Source organism: Actinomycetota bacterium (assembly GCA_014360645.1).
In the GTDB taxonomy this organism is placed as follows: Bacteria; Actinomycetota; Geothermincolia; order Geothermincolales; family RBG-13-55-18; genus Solincola_B.
This window is the reverse complement of the sequence record JACIXD010000002.1, coordinates 113,129-130,700: the sequence shown is the minus strand read 5'-3', so window position 1 is coordinate 130,700 and position 17,572 is coordinate 113,129. Positions and strand designations below refer to the sequence as shown.

Below are 17,572 nucleotides of genomic sequence, written 5' to 3'. Positions count from 1 at the left end.
CGAGGGGACGTCGAGGGGGTGGATGCGGGCGGAGGAAAAACCGGGAGGAAAAATGACCGTAGTATCCATGAAACACCTGCTGGAGGCGGGGTTCCACTTCGGTCACCAGACCCGTCGCTGGAACCCCAAGATGAAGAAGTACATCTTCACCGAGCGTAACGGAATCTACATCATCGACCTGCAGCAGACGCTTGCCCTCATCGAGGAGGCCTACATTTTCATCCGCGAGATGGTGGGTAGGGGCGGCACCCTACTCTTCATCGGCACCAAAAAGCAGGCACAGGAGGCCATACGGGAGAACGCCATCCGCTGCGGAATGCCCTACGTCACCAACCGCTGGCTGGGCGGCACCCTCACCAACTGGGTGACCATCAGGCGCAGGATCGAGAAGCTCAAGGAGCTGGAGGAGCTGGAGTCCTCGGGGGAGATCGAGGCCATGCCCAAGAAGCAGGCCACGCAGGTGAGGCACCAGCTGGCCAAGCTGCGCCGCAACCTGGAGGGGCTGCGCAACATGGAGAGCCTTCCGGGCGCGGTCTTCATCATCGACCCGCGCAAGGAGAACATAGCGCTCATGGAGGCGCGCAAGCTGGAGATACCGGTGATCGCGGTGGTGGATACCAACTGTGACCCCGACCTGGTGGATTACGTCATACCAGGCAACGATGACGCCATCCGGGCGGCCAACCTCATCAGCAGGGTTATCGCCAACGCCGTTCTGGAGGGATACCAGATCCGGGATGCCCTGCAGGCGCGCCGCAGGGAAGAGGAAGAGAGGCCGCGCGAGCCCGTTTCGGTGGCCGCCTCCGACCGGACCGGAGAGGAAGCCGCGGAGGCCGGGGCGGGGGAGTGAGGCGCGGAGCGGGCGCGCCGCAGGGAAGAGGAAGAGAGGCCGCGCGAGCCCGTTTCGGTGGCCGCCTCCGACCGGACCGGAGAGGAAGCCGCGGAGGCCGGGGCGGGGGAGTGAGGCGCGGAGCCGACCGAGACTTAACCAAGAGGAGGAGAGATGGATATAAACGCAGCGCAGGTAAAGGAACTGAGGGAGTCCACCGGGGCCGGGATAATGGACTGCAAACAGGCGCTCCAGGAGGCCGGGGGGGATATGGAGAAGGCGGTGCGCATCCTGCGCGAGAAAGGCCTGGCGGGCGCCCAGAAGAAGGCCGGGCGCAGCGCGGCGGACGGGATCGTGGACGCCTACATCCACCTTAACAACCGCATCGGCGTGCTGCTCGAGGTGAACTGCGAGACCGATTTCGTGGCGCGCAACGAGACTTTCCGGGCCATGGTGCACGACATCGCCATGCACATAGCGGCGGCCAACCCCCTCTACGTGTCCCCGGAGGACGTTCCCGAGGAGCTGCTGGATCAGGAGAGGGAGATAAACCGCAGCCGGGCCCTCAAGGAGGGAAAGCCGGAGAAGGTGGTGGACAAGATCGTGGAGGGACGCCTCAAGAAATATTACGAGGAGGTGTGCCTGCTGGAGCAGCCCTTCGTGAAGGACCCGGAGATCACCATCCGGGAGCTGGTGCAGCGTACCATCGCCGCGACGGGCGAGAACATCGTGGTAAGGCGCTTCGTCCGCTTCCAGGTCGGCGAGACGTCCGAATAGGACGGCGGGCGGAGGGGAAGGTATCCGGTCGGAGGGAATAGAAAACTTATCGGGACGTCGGACGGGACCGTCTCCGAAGAACCGCGTAAGGGGAAAGGACAGCCTTGGCCGAGGGAGAGAGACCCACGCCCCTTTACAGGCGGGCGCTCATCAAGCTCAGCGGCGAGGCCTTCATGGGCCGCCTGGAATACGGCATAGATCCCGAGACGGTGGGGGTCATCGCCGACGAGCTGGCGGAGGTGAACCGCCTGGGGGTGCAGATAGCCGTGGTGGTGGGGGGCGGCAACATCTTCCGGGGCATGGCCGCGAGCGCCAGGGGCATGGACCGCGCGGCGGCCGACTACGTGGGCATGCTGGCCACGGTGATGAACTCCCTGGTCCTGCAGGACGCCCTGGAGAAGCGGGGCGTCTTCACCCGCGTGCAGTCGGCCATCGAGATGCAGGCGGTGGCCGAGCCCTACATCAGGCGCAGGGCCATCCGCCATCTGGAGAAGGGAAGGGTGGTCATCTTCGCCGCCGGCACGGGAAACCCCTATTTCACCACCGACACCACCGCCGCCCTGCGCGCCCTGGAGATAGGCGCCGAGGCCATCCTCAAGGCCACCATGGTCAACGGGGTCTACGATTCGGACCCCATGCTCAACCCGGAGGCGGTGATGTACGCCTCCCTGGATTACATCGAGGTGCTGCAGCAAGGGCTCAGGGTCATGGACGCCACGGCGGTGTCGCTGTGCATGGACAACCGCCTCCCCATCATCGTGTTCAACATGACCGTGCCGGGCAACATCACCCGCGTTCTTTGCGGCGAGAGGATCGGGACCATCGTTGCCGACGAGAAGGACAAGGGGGAGAAACAGTGTTAGACGAGGTGTTGCAGGACGCGGAACGCCGCATGAAGAAGGCCGTGGAACACGTGAAGGACGAGTTCGCCTCCATCCGCACCGGGAGGGCCAGCGCCTCGCTGCTCAACCGGGTGAGCGTGAACTACTACGGCACGCCCACCCCCCTCAACCAGATAGCCTCCATAGGGGTGCCCGAGCCCACCCTGCTGGTCATCTCTCCCTACGACAAGAGCGTGATCCCGGAGGTGGAGAAGGCCATCCTGCAGTCGGACCTGGGTCTCAACCCGGTCAACGACGGCAACGTCGTCCGTCTTCCCATACCCAAGCTCAACGAGGAGCGGCGCAAGGAGCTCACGCGCCTGGTGCGCGCCAAGGCCGAGGAGGGCAGGGTGGCGGTGCGCAACGTGCGTCGCGACGCCATCGAGGACCTGCGCTCCTTCGAGAAGGAGGGGGAGATCACCAAGGACGACCTGCGCCGGGGACAGGAGGAGGCGCAGAAGCTCACCGACCGCTATGTGGCCGAGATCGACGAGATGCTCAAGGTCAAGGAAAAGGAACTCATGGAGGTCTGAGTGGCGGGCGGCGCGGCGGGAGCGGGGGCGGGCGGCGGCGGCAAGGCTCCGCTGGCGGCGCGTTTCCGCGGGCTGGCGGCGCGCGTGGTGAGCGCGGTGGTGTTGGTCCTGGTGGTGGTCATCCTGCTGTGGTGGGGCGAGATCCCCTTCACGGCGGGGATATCCCTCATCGTCCTGGGCGGCCTCTGGGAGCTCTATTCCACCTTTTCCCGCCACCGCTACCGTCCTGCCGCTCTCCTCTCCGTCGCCGCCGGATGCGCCTTCCCGATCATCGCCTATTTTCTCCGTGAGAGCCAGGACCTCACTCCCCTGGTGGTGGCCATGGCTTGCTACCTGCCGCTGCTCTTCGCGTGGTGCATCGCGCGCGGGGGCTCCGATTCCCCCACCGTAGATATCGCCGTCTCCCTTCTGGGGGTGGCCCTGGTGGGACTGTGCCTGGCCCACTTCGTGCTCATGTTGGGATTCGACGACGTGCCCTGGACGGCGCCCTTCGCGGTGATCGTGATGGTATGGATATACGACTCCATCGCCTACTTCGCGGGGTCGGCTTTCGGCCGCCACAAGATGGTGCCGCGCATCAGCCCTGGGAAAAGCTGGGAAGGGACGGCGGCGGGAACCCTGGCCTCCTTCGTCGCCGCCTACGTGCTCTACCTCACCTTGAACCGCGACTGGCTCAGCCTGGGGGTGGCCATGTCCCTGGCGGGGGTGGTGTGCGTGTTCGGCCCCCTGGGAGACCTCTCCGAGTCGCTGGTGAAGAGGGAGCTGGGCATCAAGGACATGAGCTCCCTCATCCCCGGCCACGGCGGCATCATGGACCGTTTCGACTCCATGTTCTTCACCGCCGTGGTCTCCTACTACCTGCTGCGTTACCTCGTCCTCAAGCTGTAGCCGGCCCCGGGGGGACCGCGACGCGCCGGCCGGCAGCGGAAGGATATGGAAAACGGAATGCGCGCGATATGGCATAGACTGCCAGGTCAACGACAGGCACACATATGCCCCGTATGCCCCCGATCGCCGTTTGTGGCCGACCTGACACACGGTGCCCGCTCATGATGGGAGCGCCGTGTCCGGCATGCCGCAGCGGTTCCGGGACCGCAACCCGGGGGAAAGGCGGGCGTATGCATTGACGGGTGACGACACGGGGAGCGCGTCGACCGACCTCATTCCAGGATCTTCCTCCAGCTAGGGATAGCAGTCGGGAAGGCGGCATCGCGTGGGGAGCATCGGCCGATGGTTGCACTCGACGAGAGGCCCAGGTGGAAACGGTGTGGATGCTATGATCGTGGCGAGAGAGGTGGCGGTGTTGATGATAGGCGAAGAAATGTTGGAGAGAAGGCGCCGCTTGTTGTCACGGGAGCTCTCTCGGGCGGTCGAGGAACTCAGGCGCATGGGGCCGAGAAAGCGATCCTCATCGGATCCTTGGCCGAGGGCAGGATCGGCCCTTTCAGCGATATTGACCTTATGGTGGTCCCGCGGACGGACAAGAGGTTCCTGGACCGCCTCAAGGATGTGCAAGGCAGGATCCGGCCGAGGGTGTCCATGGATATCCTGATATATATCCCGGAGGAACCGGAGGAGATGGAAAGGATCAACCCGTTTATCCGCCACGCCATGGGCAAAGGGAAGGCGTTGTATGCGGTGACGCCCTAGTTCCTCCGGGTCGTCCGGGATAAAACCCTCCTTTATGCGCCGCTCTCGATCTCCGGTCTTTTCCGCAGGCCGCGACGGCATCGGAGGTCAAGGCACTCTCGTACCCAGGACTACGACCTGGCCTCCGGCAAAATCGACTTCCGCAGGCCGCGACGGCATCTGGGTTAAGGAACTCTCCCGCCGTACCAAGGCGGTGAGGCCGACGCGGACGGGCGCCGAACCCACCCCAACCCTTATAATTGTCCCATGGCAGCTTACAAGGAGACGCGGGGGCTGGCGGTGCTCGGTTCCACGGGCTCCATCGGCACCCAGGCCCTGGAGGTGGTGGACGCCCACCCCGACCGCCTGCGCGTGGTGGCCCTCACGGCGCAGCGCAACGTGGACCTGCTGGAGGAACAGGCGCGGAGGTACCGGCCTCCCCTGGTATGCATGGCGGAGGGGGAGGCGGCGGAGGAGCTGGCGCGCCGGCTCCGGGGCACGGGCGTGGAGGTGGCGGCGGGACCCGAGGGCCTGCTGGAGGCGGCGGCCTATCCCCTGGCGGACACGGTGCTCAACGCCATCGTGGGGTCTGCGGGCCTCCCTCCCACCCTGGCGGCTCTGGGGGCCGGCAAGAGGTTGGCCCTCGCCAACAAGGAGAGCATGGTGGCGGGCGGGGAGCTGGTGTTGAGCGCCCTGCGTAACGGGGGCGAGCTCATCCCCGTGGACTCCGAGCATGGCGCCGTCTTCCACTGCCTGCGGGGCGAGGACCCGGGCGACGTGGAGGCCATCGTGCTCACCGCCTCGGGAGGACCTTTTTACGGGCGCTCGCGGGCAGAACTGGCGGAGGTGACGGTGGAGGACGCCCTCGCCCACCCCACCTGGAGCATGGGTAAGAAGATCACCGTGGACTCCGCCACCCTCATGAACAAGGGGCTGGAGGTCATCGAGGCGCACTTTCTTTTCGGGGTGCCCTACGAGAGGATAAAAGTGTTGGCGCATCCCCAGAGCGTAGTGCACTCCCTGGTGGAGTTCCGGGACGGCTCCCTAGCGGCGCAGCTCAGCGTGCCCGACATGCGACTACCCATAGCGCTGGCCCTCTCCTATCCCGAGCGGTGGGGCCCGCCCTTCCGGCGCACCGACCTGGCGGAGCTGGGAAGGCTCACCTTCGGGGAGGTGGACCGGGAGACCTTCGGCTGCCTGGAGCTCGCCTACCGGGCGGGAAAGAGAGGGGGGACGGCCACCGCGGTGCTCAACGCCGCCAACGAGGTGGCGGTGGAGGCCTTCCTGCGGGGGAGGGTCGGCTTTCTGGACATAGAGAGGATCATAGGGGAGACTCTGGAGGCGCACGTCCCCAAGCCGGTGCGCTCACTGGACGACGTCCTGGCGGTGGAGGAATGGGCGCGCGCGAAGGCCTCATACCTCGTCGATGGGGAGGAGACCTAGCGCCCGACCTGGGCATACACCTGTTGAAGGGATTGAGATGGGGAGCGGCCGCGGGATCGAGGAAGGCGCCGGCGTCGCTGGGTGACCGGATATGAGGTAGAAGAGGTCCGGCAAGGGAGGGCGGCGGACGCAGGAGGCGCCCGACGCCCATGGCGGGATCGGACGGGCCTGAGAGGGAAAGGGCGGAAGGAACATGGCATCGGTAGGCGGTGTGATCACCACGGTCCTGGCGACCATCGCCGCCGTCATCGTGCTGGTGATCGTGCACGAGCTGGGGCACTTCATCGCCGCGCGCCTGGCGGGGGTGAAATGCCCGGAGTTCTTCGTGGGCTTCGGGCCGCGCATCTGGAGCACCCGGCGGGGGGACACCGAGTTCGGCATCAAGTGGATCCTGGTGGGGGGCTACGTGAAGGTCCTGGGCATGAACCCCGAGGAGGAGGTGAGCCCCGAGGACTTCCCCCGCTCCTACCGGGGTGTCTCCTACGGGAGGCGCTTCTGGATCATCTTCGCAGGCTCCCTCTCCCACGTGCTCCTGGCCTTGGTCATCATGTTCTTCACCATCTGGACGGTGGGATATCCCGACGTCAACAGGCCCACCAACACCATCGCTTCCGTGGGTATGTACATGGACGAATCGCAGGAGACAGAGACCCCCGCCTACGCCGCGGGCCTGCGCGTGGGCGACACCATCATGGCCATGGACGGCGAGGAGGTGGGGGACTGGGAGGCGGTGCGCTCCTTCATCAAAGCGCACCCCGGCGAGGAGGTCACCCTCCTGGTACGCCGGGACGGCGAGGAGTTGGAGGTGACGGTGCGCCTGGCGACCCTGAAGGACGGCACCGGCTACCTCGGGGTGTCGCCAGGCATCTACATGGAAGACTATTCCTTCCTGGGGGCCGCCGGGAAGACCTTCTCCTGGTTCGGAGAGGCCACCTACGGGGTGGGCTACGGCATCTACCGCGTCTTCAACTGGTCCACCATCAAGCAGCTCCTGGGGCTCGCGGAGCCCACCATCGAGAGGCCGCAGACGGTCTACGGCATCGCGCGCACCGCGGGCCGCATCGCCGAGGAAGGCACCTTCTACTTCCTCAACTTCTTCTCCTTTATCCTCCTCTTCCTGGCCTACATCAACCTCCTGCCCCTGCCCCCCCTGGACGGGGGGCACCTGGCGGTGCTCCTTTACGAGAAGGTCACCGGACGCGAGGTGGACCTGCGCAAGCTGTACCCGGTGGCGGTGGCGGTGCTCGCCTTCTTCGCCCTCCTCTTCATCCTCACCCTCAGGCTGGACATCACGAGCCCCATCAATTTCCCATGAGCGTGCGCAGACTTACCCGCCGCGTGATGATCGGGGACGTCCCCGTGGGAGGGGGCGCCCCGGTGAGCGTGCAGTCCATGACCAACACCCCCACCGAGGACGCCCGTGCCACCCTGGAGCAGATCTCTCGCCTGGCGGAGGCGGGCTGCGACATCGTGCGGGTGGCGGTGCCCAACCTGCGGAAGGATCACCTGCTGCGGCGTGCCCTGCGCTCGCTGCGGGAGATCGTGGAGGGCTCGCCCATCCCCGTGGTCGCCGACGTGCATTTCGACCACACCCTGGCCCTCGCGGCCTTGGAGGCGGGGGTGCACGGGCTGCGCATCAATCCCGGGAACATCGGGGGTCCCGAGAAGGTGCGGGAGGTGGCGGAGGCGGCGGGAGAGCGCGGGGTCCCCATAAGGGTGGGGGTGAACGCGGGCTCGCTGCGCCGCGACCTCCTGGAGAGGTACGGCCACCCCACCGCGGAGGCCCTGGTGGAGAGCGCCCTGGAGGAGATAAGGGTCCTCGAGGGATGCGGTTTTTATGATATAAAGGTCTCCGTGAAGGCGTCCTCGGTGCCCCTGACCGTGGAGGCCTACCGCCTGCTGTCCCGTGAGGTGGATTACCCCCTGCACGTGGGGGTGAGCGAGGCGGGGCCGCCCTGGACGGGGACGGTGCGCTCCGCGGTGGGCATCGGGACCCTGCTCGCGGAGGGCATCGGGGACACCATCCGCGTATCCCTGGCCGGGGACCCCCTCCGGGAGGTTCAGGCGGGGGTGGCCATACTCAGAGCCCTGGAGATGAGGCGCGAGGGCGTGGAGGTGGTGGCCTGTCCCACCTGCGCCCGCACCCGCATCGACGTTGCGGGCATCGCCGCGGAGTTGGAGGAGCGGCTGGCGGGTTGCCGGGCGCCACTGCGGGTGGCGGTGATGGGTTGCGCGGTGAACGGACCCGGGGAGGCCAGGGAGGCCGACCTGGGGGTGGCGGGCGGCAGGAACAGGGGCCTGCTCTTCCGCAGGGGAGAGCCGGTGGGGTGGTACGCGAAGGAGGAGCTCCTGGCGGTGCTCCTCGCCGAGGTAGAGAAGATGGAAAGGGAATATCTGACAGATAAGGAAGGGGAAGAAGAAGGAAGATGAGGCAGTCCAGGGCGTTCATCCCCACCCTCAAGGAGAGCCCCGCCGACGCGGAGACAGCCAGCCACCGCCTGTTGCTGCGCGCCGGGTTCCTGCGCAGGGTGGCGGCGGGCATCTACGAGTTCCTGCCCCTGGGGACGCGGGTGGTGCAGAAGATATCGCGGGTGGTGAGGGAGGAGATGAACCGCGCGGGGGCGCAGGAGGTCATCCTCCCCATCATGCAGCCCCGGGAACTGTGGGAGGAGAGCGGGCGCTGGGCGAAATACGGACCGGAGATGATGCGCCTCAAGGACCGCGCGGAGCGGGATTTCGGCCTCGGCCCCACCCACGAGGAGGTCATCACCGACCTGGTGCGCAACAACGTGTCCTCGTGGCGGGACCTGCCCCTGAACCTCTACCAGATCGGCACCAAGTTCCGCGACGAGATCCGGCCCCGCTTCGGGCTGCTGCGCGGCCGGGAATTCATCATGAAGGACGCCTACAGCTTCGACCGTGACGAAGAGGGAATGCGGCGCTCGTACCGGGAGATGTACGACGCCTACGCGCGGGTGTTCACCCGCTGCGGGTGCGCCTGGCGTGCGGTGGAGGCAGCCACCGGGCTCATCGGCGGAGACGTTTCCCACGAGTTCATGGTGCCGGCGGCGGTGGGGGAGGACCTCATCGCCTATTGCGAGAAATGCGAGTACGCGGCCAACCTGGAGCTGGCGGAGTACCGGCGCCCCTCGCCGCCGCGCGGAGAGGGGAGACCCCCGAGCCGCGTGCATACCCCCGAAAGGCGCACCATCGAGGAGGTGAGCGCCTTCCTGGGCATGGAGGCGGCCCGTTTCGTGAAATGCCTGATGTTCCTGGTGGAGGACAGGCCGGTGGCGGTGCTGGTGCCGGGGGACCGCGAGGCCAGCGAGACCAAGCTGGGGCGCGTCCTGGGCACCGACGAGTTCCGCCTCTTCAACGAGGAGGACTGGAAGAGGTTTCCGGAATACCTGCAGGGGTTCGTGGGGCCCGTGGGACTGGGGGCGGTGGAGGTCATCGCGGACGAGGCCCTGAGGGGCGCGGGCGGGCTGGCCTGCGGGGCCAACCAGGCCGACTACCACCTGGTGGAGGTGGAGGAGGGAAGGGATTTCGCCCCCGGCCGTTTCGCCGACGTGACCTCCGCAAGGGAGGGGGATGCCTGCCCGCGGTGCGGCGGAACCCTGCACGTGGAGGCGGGGATCGAGGTGGGACAGGTCTTCCAGCTCGGCCTCAAGTACTCCGAGGCCATGCGCTGCACCTACGACGACGAGCGCGGGCAGACCAGGCCCATGTACATGGGGTGCTACGGCATCGGCATCACCCGGCTCATGGCCGCGGTCATCGAGCAGCACCACGACGAGCGCGGCATGATCTGGCCCCTGGAGATCGCCCCCGCCGCCCTGCACATCATCCCCCTCGACTACCAGCGGGAGGCGAGGCGCGCCGCCGCCGAGGAGTTGTACCGGCGCTGCCGGGAGAGGGGCTGGGAGGTGCTGCTTGACGACCGCGAGGAGAGCGCGGGGGTGAAGTTCGCCGACGCCGACCTCATCGGCATCCCCTACCGCGCGGTCATCGGCAGGACCTTCGACGCCGAGGGACTGGTGGAGCTGCAGGAAAGGGCGACGGGAGAGAAGACCCTGCTGGGAAGCGAGGAACTCCTCTCCCACCTCGAACATACCATGGGGTCAGCCCCGGACATGGGACAAAACCAAGAGGAACCATAGAGATGTGAAGGGCCAAGGATCACGGAGAGTCCGCCCTTTCCTGGATCTGACGGGCGCCGTCATATGGCGGTGGGGGTGGCGGGAGGGATCCGGCGAACGCTGACGGCGGCGGAAAGGAGAGGCATGGACAGGTTCGTGGTGCACCAGGACAACCTGGAGTGGGTTCCGGCGGATTTCCCCCGGGCACAGATGAAGGTGCTGTACATGGACCCCCGGGGCGGCGGACAGATCATGCTCATCCGCTTCGAGCCCCACTGCGAGATGCCGGGACATTCCCATATCTCCTCCGACGAGGCGGCCTACATCCTCGAGGGTGAGCTGAGGCAGAGGCTGGAGGGCGGCGAGGAGGAGGTCTACCGCGCGGGCCACTTCGCCTTCTTCCCGGCGGGAGCGGCCCACGGGCCTTTTCTCACCGGCGACGAGAGCTGTACCATCATCAGCGTCTTCTACGGTCCGCTGACCTGATGGAGGCGGGCGTCGCGCCGGCCGTCGCCGCCGGAGTGCGACGGCGGGGGCACGGGCGGGCAGGAAAGGAGCGCTACGTCGGGGACAGCGTATCGCGGTTATCGAAAGGGAGGGAAGAATTGGAGAGGACCTGGAGCGTCAACGAGGGCCTGAGGCGCTTTTCCAGCGCCGTGTTCCATCCCCTGGGCTGGGTGCTGGGGCGCGTGTTCTCGCCCAACCTCATCACCACCCTCTCGGTGGTGGCGGCGGGCTTCTCGGGCTATTACTTCGCGGTGGGCCGCTTCGTGCTCGGCGCCTGGCTGCTCTTCCTGGCCGGCCTGCTGGACATCTGGGACGGGCAGGTGGCCAAGCTGACGGGGCGCGTCAGCACCTTCGGCTCCTTCTACGACTCCACCGCCGACCGCGCGGCGGACTTCTTTTTCTCCCTCGGCGCCCTGTATTACTTCGCCCACCGGGAGATCTACGACATCGCCTTCATGGTGGGGGCCTACATGGTGCTCTCCTCCCTGATATCCTACGTCAAGGCGCGGGCCGAAGGGTTGGACATCGCCTGCAACGTGGGCCTGCTCGCACGTCCCCTGCGCCTGCTCTTCTTCGGGCTGGCCCTGTTCGTGTACGGCCTGACCTCGAACCCCTGGGTCTTCAGGGGGCCCCTCTACGTCGTGCTGGCCTTGGCGGTGGAGACCCTGGCCCATCGCGTGGCGGTGGTCTATGCGGGGGCGCGCGAGAAGGACGCCTCCGGGGAAGGGCTCTGAGGGAGAGGGTGCCATGGCGGAAGACAGAGAGCGCTCCTGGGACGACATCCCCGGTTACCTGAAGTACTATTTTTTCCGGGGATCCTGCGCAATGGTGGGCATGCTGCCCGCACGCGTGAGCCACGGCGTCGCGGTGGGGATCGCGGAGGTCGCCTACCGCCTCTCCAGGAGAAAGCGCGCCGTGGTCTACGGGAACATGCGGCGCGTCCGGCCCGAGGGGTCTCGCCGTGAGTGGAAGGTCATGACCCGCCGCAGCTTCCACAACTACGCCCGTTACTGGGTGGATTTCCTGCGCTGTTACCATCTCTCCCCCGAGGAGGTGGACCGCCTGGTGGTCCCCCACGGCACGGAGTGGTTCGACCGGTGCCTGGAGAAGGGAAAGGGCGCGGTGCTCGCCCTTCCGCACTACGGGAGCTGGGACCTGATAGGCGGTTGGGTGGGGCATAAATACCCCTCATTCTGGGCGGTGGCGGAGGTGCTCAAGCCGCGCCCCATGTACGAGTTCCACACCGAGCTGCGCAGGCGTATGGGTATCCGCATCATCCCGCTGGGGGAGAACACGGTGGAGAAGGTGATAGAGGTGCTGCTGCAGAACGGCATGGTATGCCTGCTCTCCGACCGCCTCATCGCCGGGAGCGGGGTGGAGGTGGAGTTTTTCGGGGAAAAGGTCCTCATGCCCATAGGTCCGGCGCTGCTGGCGGTGAAGCTGGGCACGGCGGTCATCCCCTGCCTCACCATCCGCAAGGACGGCAGGTACCACGGCTACGTGGGTCCCCCCCTGGAGGTGGAGGTCACCGGGGACACCCGCAGGGACGTGCAGGTTAATACCCAGAAACTGGCAAGGGTTCTTGAGGATTTCATCCGAGAGGACCCCACGCAGTGGCACATGTTCCAGCCCATATTCAGGTCCGAGCCGGACGCCGCGGCGGACAAGCGTTGAGCCCGGGGTCGGCCATCGCGCGTCGCGGTGGGAAGCGCCGTGTGGCCGGGGTCTTCCGGGCGAGGCGGGCCTCCACGTTGTGCGGCTCTCCGGGTCGCGGGACGGGACGGACGCAGGATGGACGGTGAGTCAAGGAAAGGTCCATGCGCATAGCGATGGTGTCGCCGTATGACTGGGACATCCCGGGTGGGGTGAACCGCCACGTCGAGCAGCTCTCCGAGCTACTGCGGCGCCGCGGGCACGCGGTCACGGTGGTGGCTCCCGGCGGAAGGGACGGCGAGGGCTTCCGCTCCGCGGGAGGGTCCTTCTCCGTACCGGCCAACCGATCGCGGGCCAACCTCTCCTTCGGACCCCGCACAGCGGCGCGGGTAAGGCGCATCCTGGACGGGGAGGACTTCGACCTCCTCCACCTGCACGAGCCCCTCATCCCCAGCGTCTCCATGCTCGCCCTGCTCTTCTCGCGTTGCGCCGTGCTGGCCACCTTTCACGCCGCGCGGGAGAAAGGCAGCCTGGGATACCGCCTCGCCTCTCCCCTGTTGAGGCGGCTGGCGGCGAGGATAGACGTCAGGGCAGCGGTCAGCCAGGCGGCCCTGGACCTGGTGGGGCATTATTTCCCATCGCAGTACCACATACTGCCAAACGGCGTCGATAGGGAGGTCTTCCGGCCTGGAGGACCCGCCCTGGAGGGACTGGATCCCGGGGCGTTTCATATCCTCTTCGTGGGACGGGACGAGCCCCGCAAGGGGCTGGGGGTGCTGCTCGAGGCCCTTCCCGCCGTGAGGGCGAGGCGGCCTGAAGTACGCCTGCTGGTGGTGGGCGCCGATGACCCGGGAAGGGGAGACGAGGGAGTGGTATGGTTGGGGAGACTCAAGGACGATGCGGTCCCCGCGGCCTACCGCTCGGCGCGCATCATGGTGGCCCCCTCGCTGGGCATGGAGAGCTTTGGCATCGTGCTCATCGAGGCCATGGCCTGCGGGGTGCCTGTGGTGGCCTCGGACATCCCCGGCTACCGGGCTGTGCTGCGAGGCGGCGTGGATGGCGTGCTGGTCCCGCCGGGGGACGCGGCGGCGCTCTCCGATGCGCTGCTGGCGTTGGTGGAGGATGCGGGAAGGAGAGAGGCCATGGCCCGGGCGGCGCTGGAGAGGGCGCGGGAGTTCTCCTGGGATAATCTGGTAGAAAAGGTGGAAGAGGCGTACCTGGAGGCGGTGGAGATTAGGAGGGAAAGAGAGAGGAAGGAAGAGCGCCATGCGCCTTGAGGAGGTCATGGAGGTATGCCGTGAGCTGTCCGCCGAGGTGCGGGAACTGGTGCGTCCCCACCTCGGGGTGAAGGCGGCGCGGCGCATGGAAGGAAGGGGAGCCAGCGGAGACTCCACCTTCGCCATCGACGAGGTGGCGGAGAGGAGGGTGGAGGAGCGGGTGGCGGAGATGCCCGAGGTGGCCTATTTCTCGGAGGACCGGGGGCTGGTGAGCGGAGGGCGTCCGTCCTGGGTGCTGGTGGTGGACCCCATCGACGGCACGCGTCCCGCGGCGGCGGGGCTCGAGGCATGCTGCGTGTCCATTGCCGCGGCGGCCTACGACCCAGGCGCGGAGAAGGCGCTCACCCTGGGCGACGTGGTCTACGGCCTGGTGCGGGAGATCAAGAACGACGCCCTCTTCGAGGCGGTGCGGGGGAACGGCGCGCGCATGCTCATCGAGGGAGTGGAGAGGGAGATCGTCCTCCACCCCCACCACGACCTCTCGACCCTCTTCTGGACCCTGGGTTTCAGGGGCCGCCCCGCCCTGCCCACTGCCCTGGTGCTGGAGGAGCTCATCGACACCTCCAGCGTGGACGGAGGCATATTCGACCTCGGCAGCGCCACCTTCTGCATAACCCGCCTGCTCACCGGGCAGCTCGACGCCTACGTGGACGTTGGGGACCGCATGATACGCGAGGTCCCCCAGGTGGAGGGCATGTTCCTGCGCGCCGGGCACGGCCACGTGCTCAACAATTCCTCCTACGACCTCGCGGCGGCGGGACTCATCGCCCGGGAGGCGGGGGTGGCCATAGGCGACGCCTTCGGTCGCCCCCTGGAGGGATATCCCCTGCTGGCCTCGGGGAGGGAGGGTCACCTCTCCTGTGTGGCCGCCGTCTCCCGGGAGCTGTTCACGGCCCTCATAGAGCGGATCGATGCGGGCATGGAGCGCATGCGCGCGCACTACGGGTGGTGAGGGATGAGCCTCGTCGCCATCTTCTTCATCTCTCTGGGGGTGGGACTTTCCGGGGCCCTCATGCCGGGCCCCCTGCTCACGGTGACCATCAACGAGTCGTATCGCCGGGGGTTCGTGGCTGCGCCCCTGCTGGTGGCGGGGCACGCGGTACTGGAGGCGACCCTCATTGTGCTGCTGGTGCTGGGCCTCGACCGGGTGGTGGGAAACGACCTCTTTTTCGGCGTGGTGGGGGTGGCGGGAGGGGCCTTCATCTTCTGGATGGGGCTGGGCATGGCCGTCGACGTGAGGGACGGAAAGCTCCACGTCGACCTGCACGCCACCGACCAGCGGCGCATGGGGCCCTTCGCGGCCGGCCTCACCACCAGCCTCTCCAACCCCTACTGGTCGCTGTGGTGGGCCACCTTCGGGTTGAGCTGGCTGCTGAGGTCCATGGAGCGCGGCGTGGCGGGAGTCCTCTCCTTCTACACCGGGCACATCATGGCCGACGTGCTCTGGTATTTCATGGTAGCCACGCTGGTGGTGACGGGCAGGCGCTTCCTTTCCGACCGCGCCTACAACCTCGTCATCCTGGCCTGCGGGGCCTTCCTGGTGGTGCTCGGAGGGCGCTTCATGGGCGACGGGCTGGCGCACCTGCTCGGGTAGGAGGAACCGGGGTCCGGGTCCGGGGATACGGCGGTCGCACCCTTGCTCACGCCGGAAAAAAACGTGCAGGTGTCCGGGGATGTCGGCCTCCGCCGGTCGGACGCCTTCCCCATCCGCGCGGAAGCGGCTTCGTATACGCGCACTCGCCTCCGGCGAGAAAGGCGGAAAACGGAGGTTAAGCCGCGCGCGGGGGGGAACGATAAACGAAGTGACCGCGGAGCCGCAGCCGCGGCGCCCGGGTGCGGCGCGGGGGAGCCTGGGCAGTAAATGGGCGGCGAGAGCGCGGAGCCGTTGTGCTAGAATGTCCCTGGAGGAAAGGAGGAAAGGTCATGGTATGGGCCCTTGTGATCATCGGGGTTCTGGTATTCCTGATCATCGTCTCGGTCATCGGCATCTACAACAAGCTGGTGAGGGATCGCAACCGGGTGGACAACGCCTGGCACCAGATCGACGTGCAGCTCAAGCGCAGGTACGACCTCATCCCCAACCTGGTGGAGACGGTCAAGGGTTACGCCAGCCACGAGAAGGAAGTCTTCGAGAAGGTAACCCAGGCGCGCAACATGGGCATAAACGCCCAGACGGTGAAGGAACAGGCGCAGGCGGAAAACATGATCACCGGGGCGCTGAAGAGCCTCTTCGCGGTGGCGGAGGCCTACCCGGAGCTCAAGGCCAACCAGAATTTCCTCATGCTGCAGGAAGAGCTCTCGGGGACGGAGTCCAAGATCGCCTTCGCGCGCCAGTTCTACAACGACAGCGTGATGACCTACGACACCAACCGCCAGCGCTTCCCCGCCAACATCATCGCGGGCATGTTCTCGAGCACCTTCCAGCCTCGCGATTACTTCGAGATCGAGGTGGCGGCGGAGCGCGAGGCCCCCAAGGTGCAGTTCTAGGATCCGGGGAGGACCGGCGCGGGTGAGGGGAGCGTAAGGCCGTGACCTTCTACGACCAGATCTCCAAGAACAAGATGAAATCCGCCCTGCTGGTGAGCGCCTTCATCGTGGTGATCCTCATCATCGGGTTCTCGGTCGGTTACGTGTGGGGTTTCGATTACGCCATCACCGGCCTGGTGATCGCCGCCATCATCGCCACCGTCACCTCGCTGGTGAGCTATTACAACAGCGACAAGATCGCCCTGGCCTCGGCGGGGGCGAGGGAGGTCACCAAACAGGAGTTCCCCTACTACGTGAACACCGTGGAGGGACTGGCCATCGCGGCGGGACTGCCGCCGCCGCGCACCTACATCATCGACACCCCGGCCATGAACGCCTTTGCCACCGGCAGGGATCCGGAGCACGCGGCCATCGCCGTGACCACGGGACTGCTGGAGAACTGCAACCGCCTGGAGCTGGAGGGGGTCATCGCCCACGAGATGTCCCATATAGGCAACTACGACATCCGCTACATGTGCATGGTGGTGGTGCTGGTGGGGCTGCTGGTGATCTTCGCGGACATCGTGGTGCGCATGATCTTCTGGGGTGGCATGTTCGGGGACCGCGACCGCGGCCGGGGGGGAGGCGGAGAGGGAGGGGGAGCCTTCGCGGCCGTACTCCTGGTGATAGGCCTGGTCTTCCTCATCCTCTCCCCAATCATCGGGCAGCTCCTGCAGCTCTCCATCTCGCGCAAGCGCGAGTTCCTGGCGGATGCCACGGGGGCGAAGCTGACGCGGTATCCCGAGGGGTTGGCGAGCGCGCTGGAAAAACTATCCACCCAGGCCAAGCCCTTCCCGCGCACCAGCAAGGCCACCGCCCATCTCTTCATCGTGCAGCCCTTCAAGAAGGAGGCCCGGTCGGGACACTTCTCGCGCTCGAGCATCTGGGATACCCACCCGCCCGTCGAGGAGCGCATCCGGCGCCTGCGGGCCATGTCCGGCATGGAGGGGATGTACAACCAGGCCATGATGGAGGCCAGGCTGCGCGAATAGCACTTCCCCGACCTGGATGTACCGACGGGGGGCGTAGGCGTCCCCGCGACCCCCCTCTCTTACCGCTGGAGAGGGGGCTACCCTCAACCGCACATCGCCCGAGCCCTTCCGAGCGGGCTCAGGGATCCCCGGCTGTGGACGCCCGCTCCTTCCCTCCGGGAGTGCGGGCAGGGGCGGGCGGGGCGGGACGATCTCTTCGCCGCCCCCGCGCCAAGACGATGCAGGAATCGGTGGCGCTCGCGCCCCGGTCATCGGTGACCGTCAGGGTGACGGTATAGGTGCCGGCGGCGGAGAAGATGTGAGACGCACGCAGCTTGTTCTTTGATTGCGCGGGGTAGGTGGCCGCCAGCAGGGGGATGATGTAGTGATTGGTCACGGCTGCCAGG

Annotated in this window: 18 protein-coding genes and 1 pseudogene; 18 read left to right on the top strand and 1 reads right to left on the bottom strand. The window is 66.8% G+C overall.

Going from position 1 to position 17,572, the window contains the following annotated elements; translation table 11 throughout:
* The first annotated feature begins 52 nt into the window (after positions 1-52).
* From rpsB to H5T74_01990, 18 genes are all read left to right on the top strand, one after another.
* Entirely contained in the window at positions 53-850 is a 798-nt protein-coding gene (gene rpsB, locus H5T74_02075) for a 30S ribosomal protein S2 (protein MBC7229164.1), read from the top strand.
* Between the two features lie 153 nt (positions 851-1,003).
* Positions 1,004-1,606, top strand: a complete 603-nt coding sequence (gene tsf, locus H5T74_02070) for a translation elongation factor Ts (protein ID MBC7229163.1) — start codon at positions 1,004-1,006, stop codon at positions 1,604-1,606.
* 104 nt (positions 1,607-1,710) lie between these two features.
* Positions 1,711-2,469, top strand: a complete 759-nt coding sequence (locus H5T74_02065) for a UMP kinase (GenBank protein MBC7229162.1) — start codon at positions 1,711-1,713, stop codon at positions 2,467-2,469.
* The gene (frr, locus tag H5T74_02060) at positions 2,463-3,020 is read left to right on the top strand and encodes a ribosome recycling factor (GenBank protein ID MBC7229161.1); all 558 of its coding nucleotides are present in this window, start codon (positions 2,463-2,465) and stop codon (positions 3,018-3,020) included. Before H5T74_02065 ends, frr begins: the two co-directional genes overlap by 7 nt.
* Positions 3,021-3,908 carry a phosphatidate cytidylyltransferase gene (locus H5T74_02055; protein MBC7229160.1) on the top strand — a complete coding sequence of 296 codons (888 nt, stop codon included), beginning with the start codon at positions 3,021-3,023 and terminating at the stop codon, positions 3,906-3,908.
* A 342-nt stretch (positions 3,909-4,250) separates the two neighbouring features.
* Entirely contained in the window at positions 4,251-4,670 is a 420-nt protein-coding gene (locus H5T74_02050) for a nucleotidyltransferase domain-containing protein (GenBank protein MBC7229159.1), read from the top strand.
* 246 nt (positions 4,671-4,916) lie between these two features.
* Positions 4,917-6,092, top strand: coding sequence for a 1-deoxy-D-xylulose-5-phosphate reductoisomerase (locus tag H5T74_02045; protein MBC7229158.1), 1,176 nt, complete (start codon positions 4,917-4,919; stop codon positions 6,090-6,092).
* Positions 6,093-6,285: 193 nt separating this feature from the next.
* Complete coding sequence (locus tag H5T74_02040; protein ID MBC7229157.1) at positions 6,286-7,407, top strand: site-2 protease family protein; 1,122 nt, start codon at positions 6,286-6,288, stop codon at positions 7,405-7,407.
* A gap of 2 nt (positions 7,408-7,409) precedes the next feature.
* Entirely contained in the window at positions 7,410-8,522 is a 1,113-nt protein-coding gene (gene ispG / locus H5T74_02035; GenBank protein ID MBC7229156.1) for a flavodoxin-dependent (E)-4-hydroxy-3-methylbut-2-enyl-diphosphate synthase, read from the top strand.
* Positions 8,519-10,252: a proline--tRNA ligase gene (locus H5T74_02030; GenBank protein MBC7229155.1), complete on the top strand. Its 1,734-nt coding sequence runs from the start codon at positions 8,519-8,521 to the stop codon at positions 10,250-10,252. Before ispG ends, H5T74_02030 begins: the two co-directional genes overlap by 4 nt.
* Positions 10,253-10,375: 123 nt before the next feature.
* Entirely contained in the window at positions 10,376-10,717 is a 342-nt protein-coding gene (locus H5T74_02025; GenBank protein MBC7229154.1) for a cupin domain-containing protein, read from the top strand.
* Positions 10,718-10,836: 119 nt separating this feature from the next.
* Positions 10,837-11,472, top strand: coding sequence for a CDP-alcohol phosphatidyltransferase family protein (locus H5T74_02020; GenBank protein MBC7229153.1), 636 nt, complete (start codon positions 10,837-10,839; stop codon positions 11,470-11,472).
* A 13-nt stretch (positions 11,473-11,485) separates the two neighbouring features.
* Positions 11,486-12,412, top strand: a complete 927-nt coding sequence (locus H5T74_02015) for a phosphatidylinositol mannoside acyltransferase (GenBank protein ID MBC7229152.1) — start codon at positions 11,486-11,488, stop codon at positions 12,410-12,412.
* Positions 12,413-12,555: 143 nt separating this feature from the next.
* The gene (locus H5T74_02010; GenBank protein MBC7229151.1) at positions 12,556-13,668 is read left to right on the top strand and encodes a glycosyltransferase family 4 protein; all 1,113 of its coding nucleotides are present in this window, start codon (positions 12,556-12,558) and stop codon (positions 13,666-13,668) included.
* Entirely contained in the window at positions 13,658-14,620 is a 963-nt protein-coding gene (locus tag H5T74_02005) for a hypothetical protein (protein MBC7229150.1), read from the top strand. The genes H5T74_02010 and H5T74_02005 overlap by 11 nt, the downstream gene beginning before the upstream one ends.
* Positions 14,621-14,623: 3 nt before the next feature.
* On the top strand, positions 14,624-15,262 hold the full coding sequence (locus H5T74_02000; GenBank protein ID MBC7229149.1) for a LysE family transporter: 639 nt from the start codon (positions 14,624-14,626) through the stop codon (positions 15,260-15,262).
* Positions 15,263-15,591: 329 nt separating this feature from the next.
* Positions 15,592-16,155 carry a LemA family protein gene (locus H5T74_01995; protein MBC7229148.1) on the top strand — a complete coding sequence of 188 codons (564 nt, stop codon included), beginning with the start codon at positions 15,592-15,594 and terminating at the stop codon, positions 16,153-16,155.
* A 74-nt stretch (positions 16,156-16,229) separates the two neighbouring features.
* Positions 16,230-17,186: a M48 family metalloprotease gene (locus tag H5T74_01990; protein ID MBC7229147.1), complete on the top strand. Its 957-nt coding sequence runs from the start codon at positions 16,230-16,232 to the stop codon at positions 17,184-17,186.
* 232 nt (positions 17,187-17,418) lie between these two features.
* Here H5T74_01990 and H5T74_01985 read toward each other — a convergent pair.
* Positions 17,419-17,493, bottom strand: a pseudogene (locus tag H5T74_01985) (PKD domain-containing protein).
* Positions 17,494-17,572 lie beyond the last annotated feature (79 nt).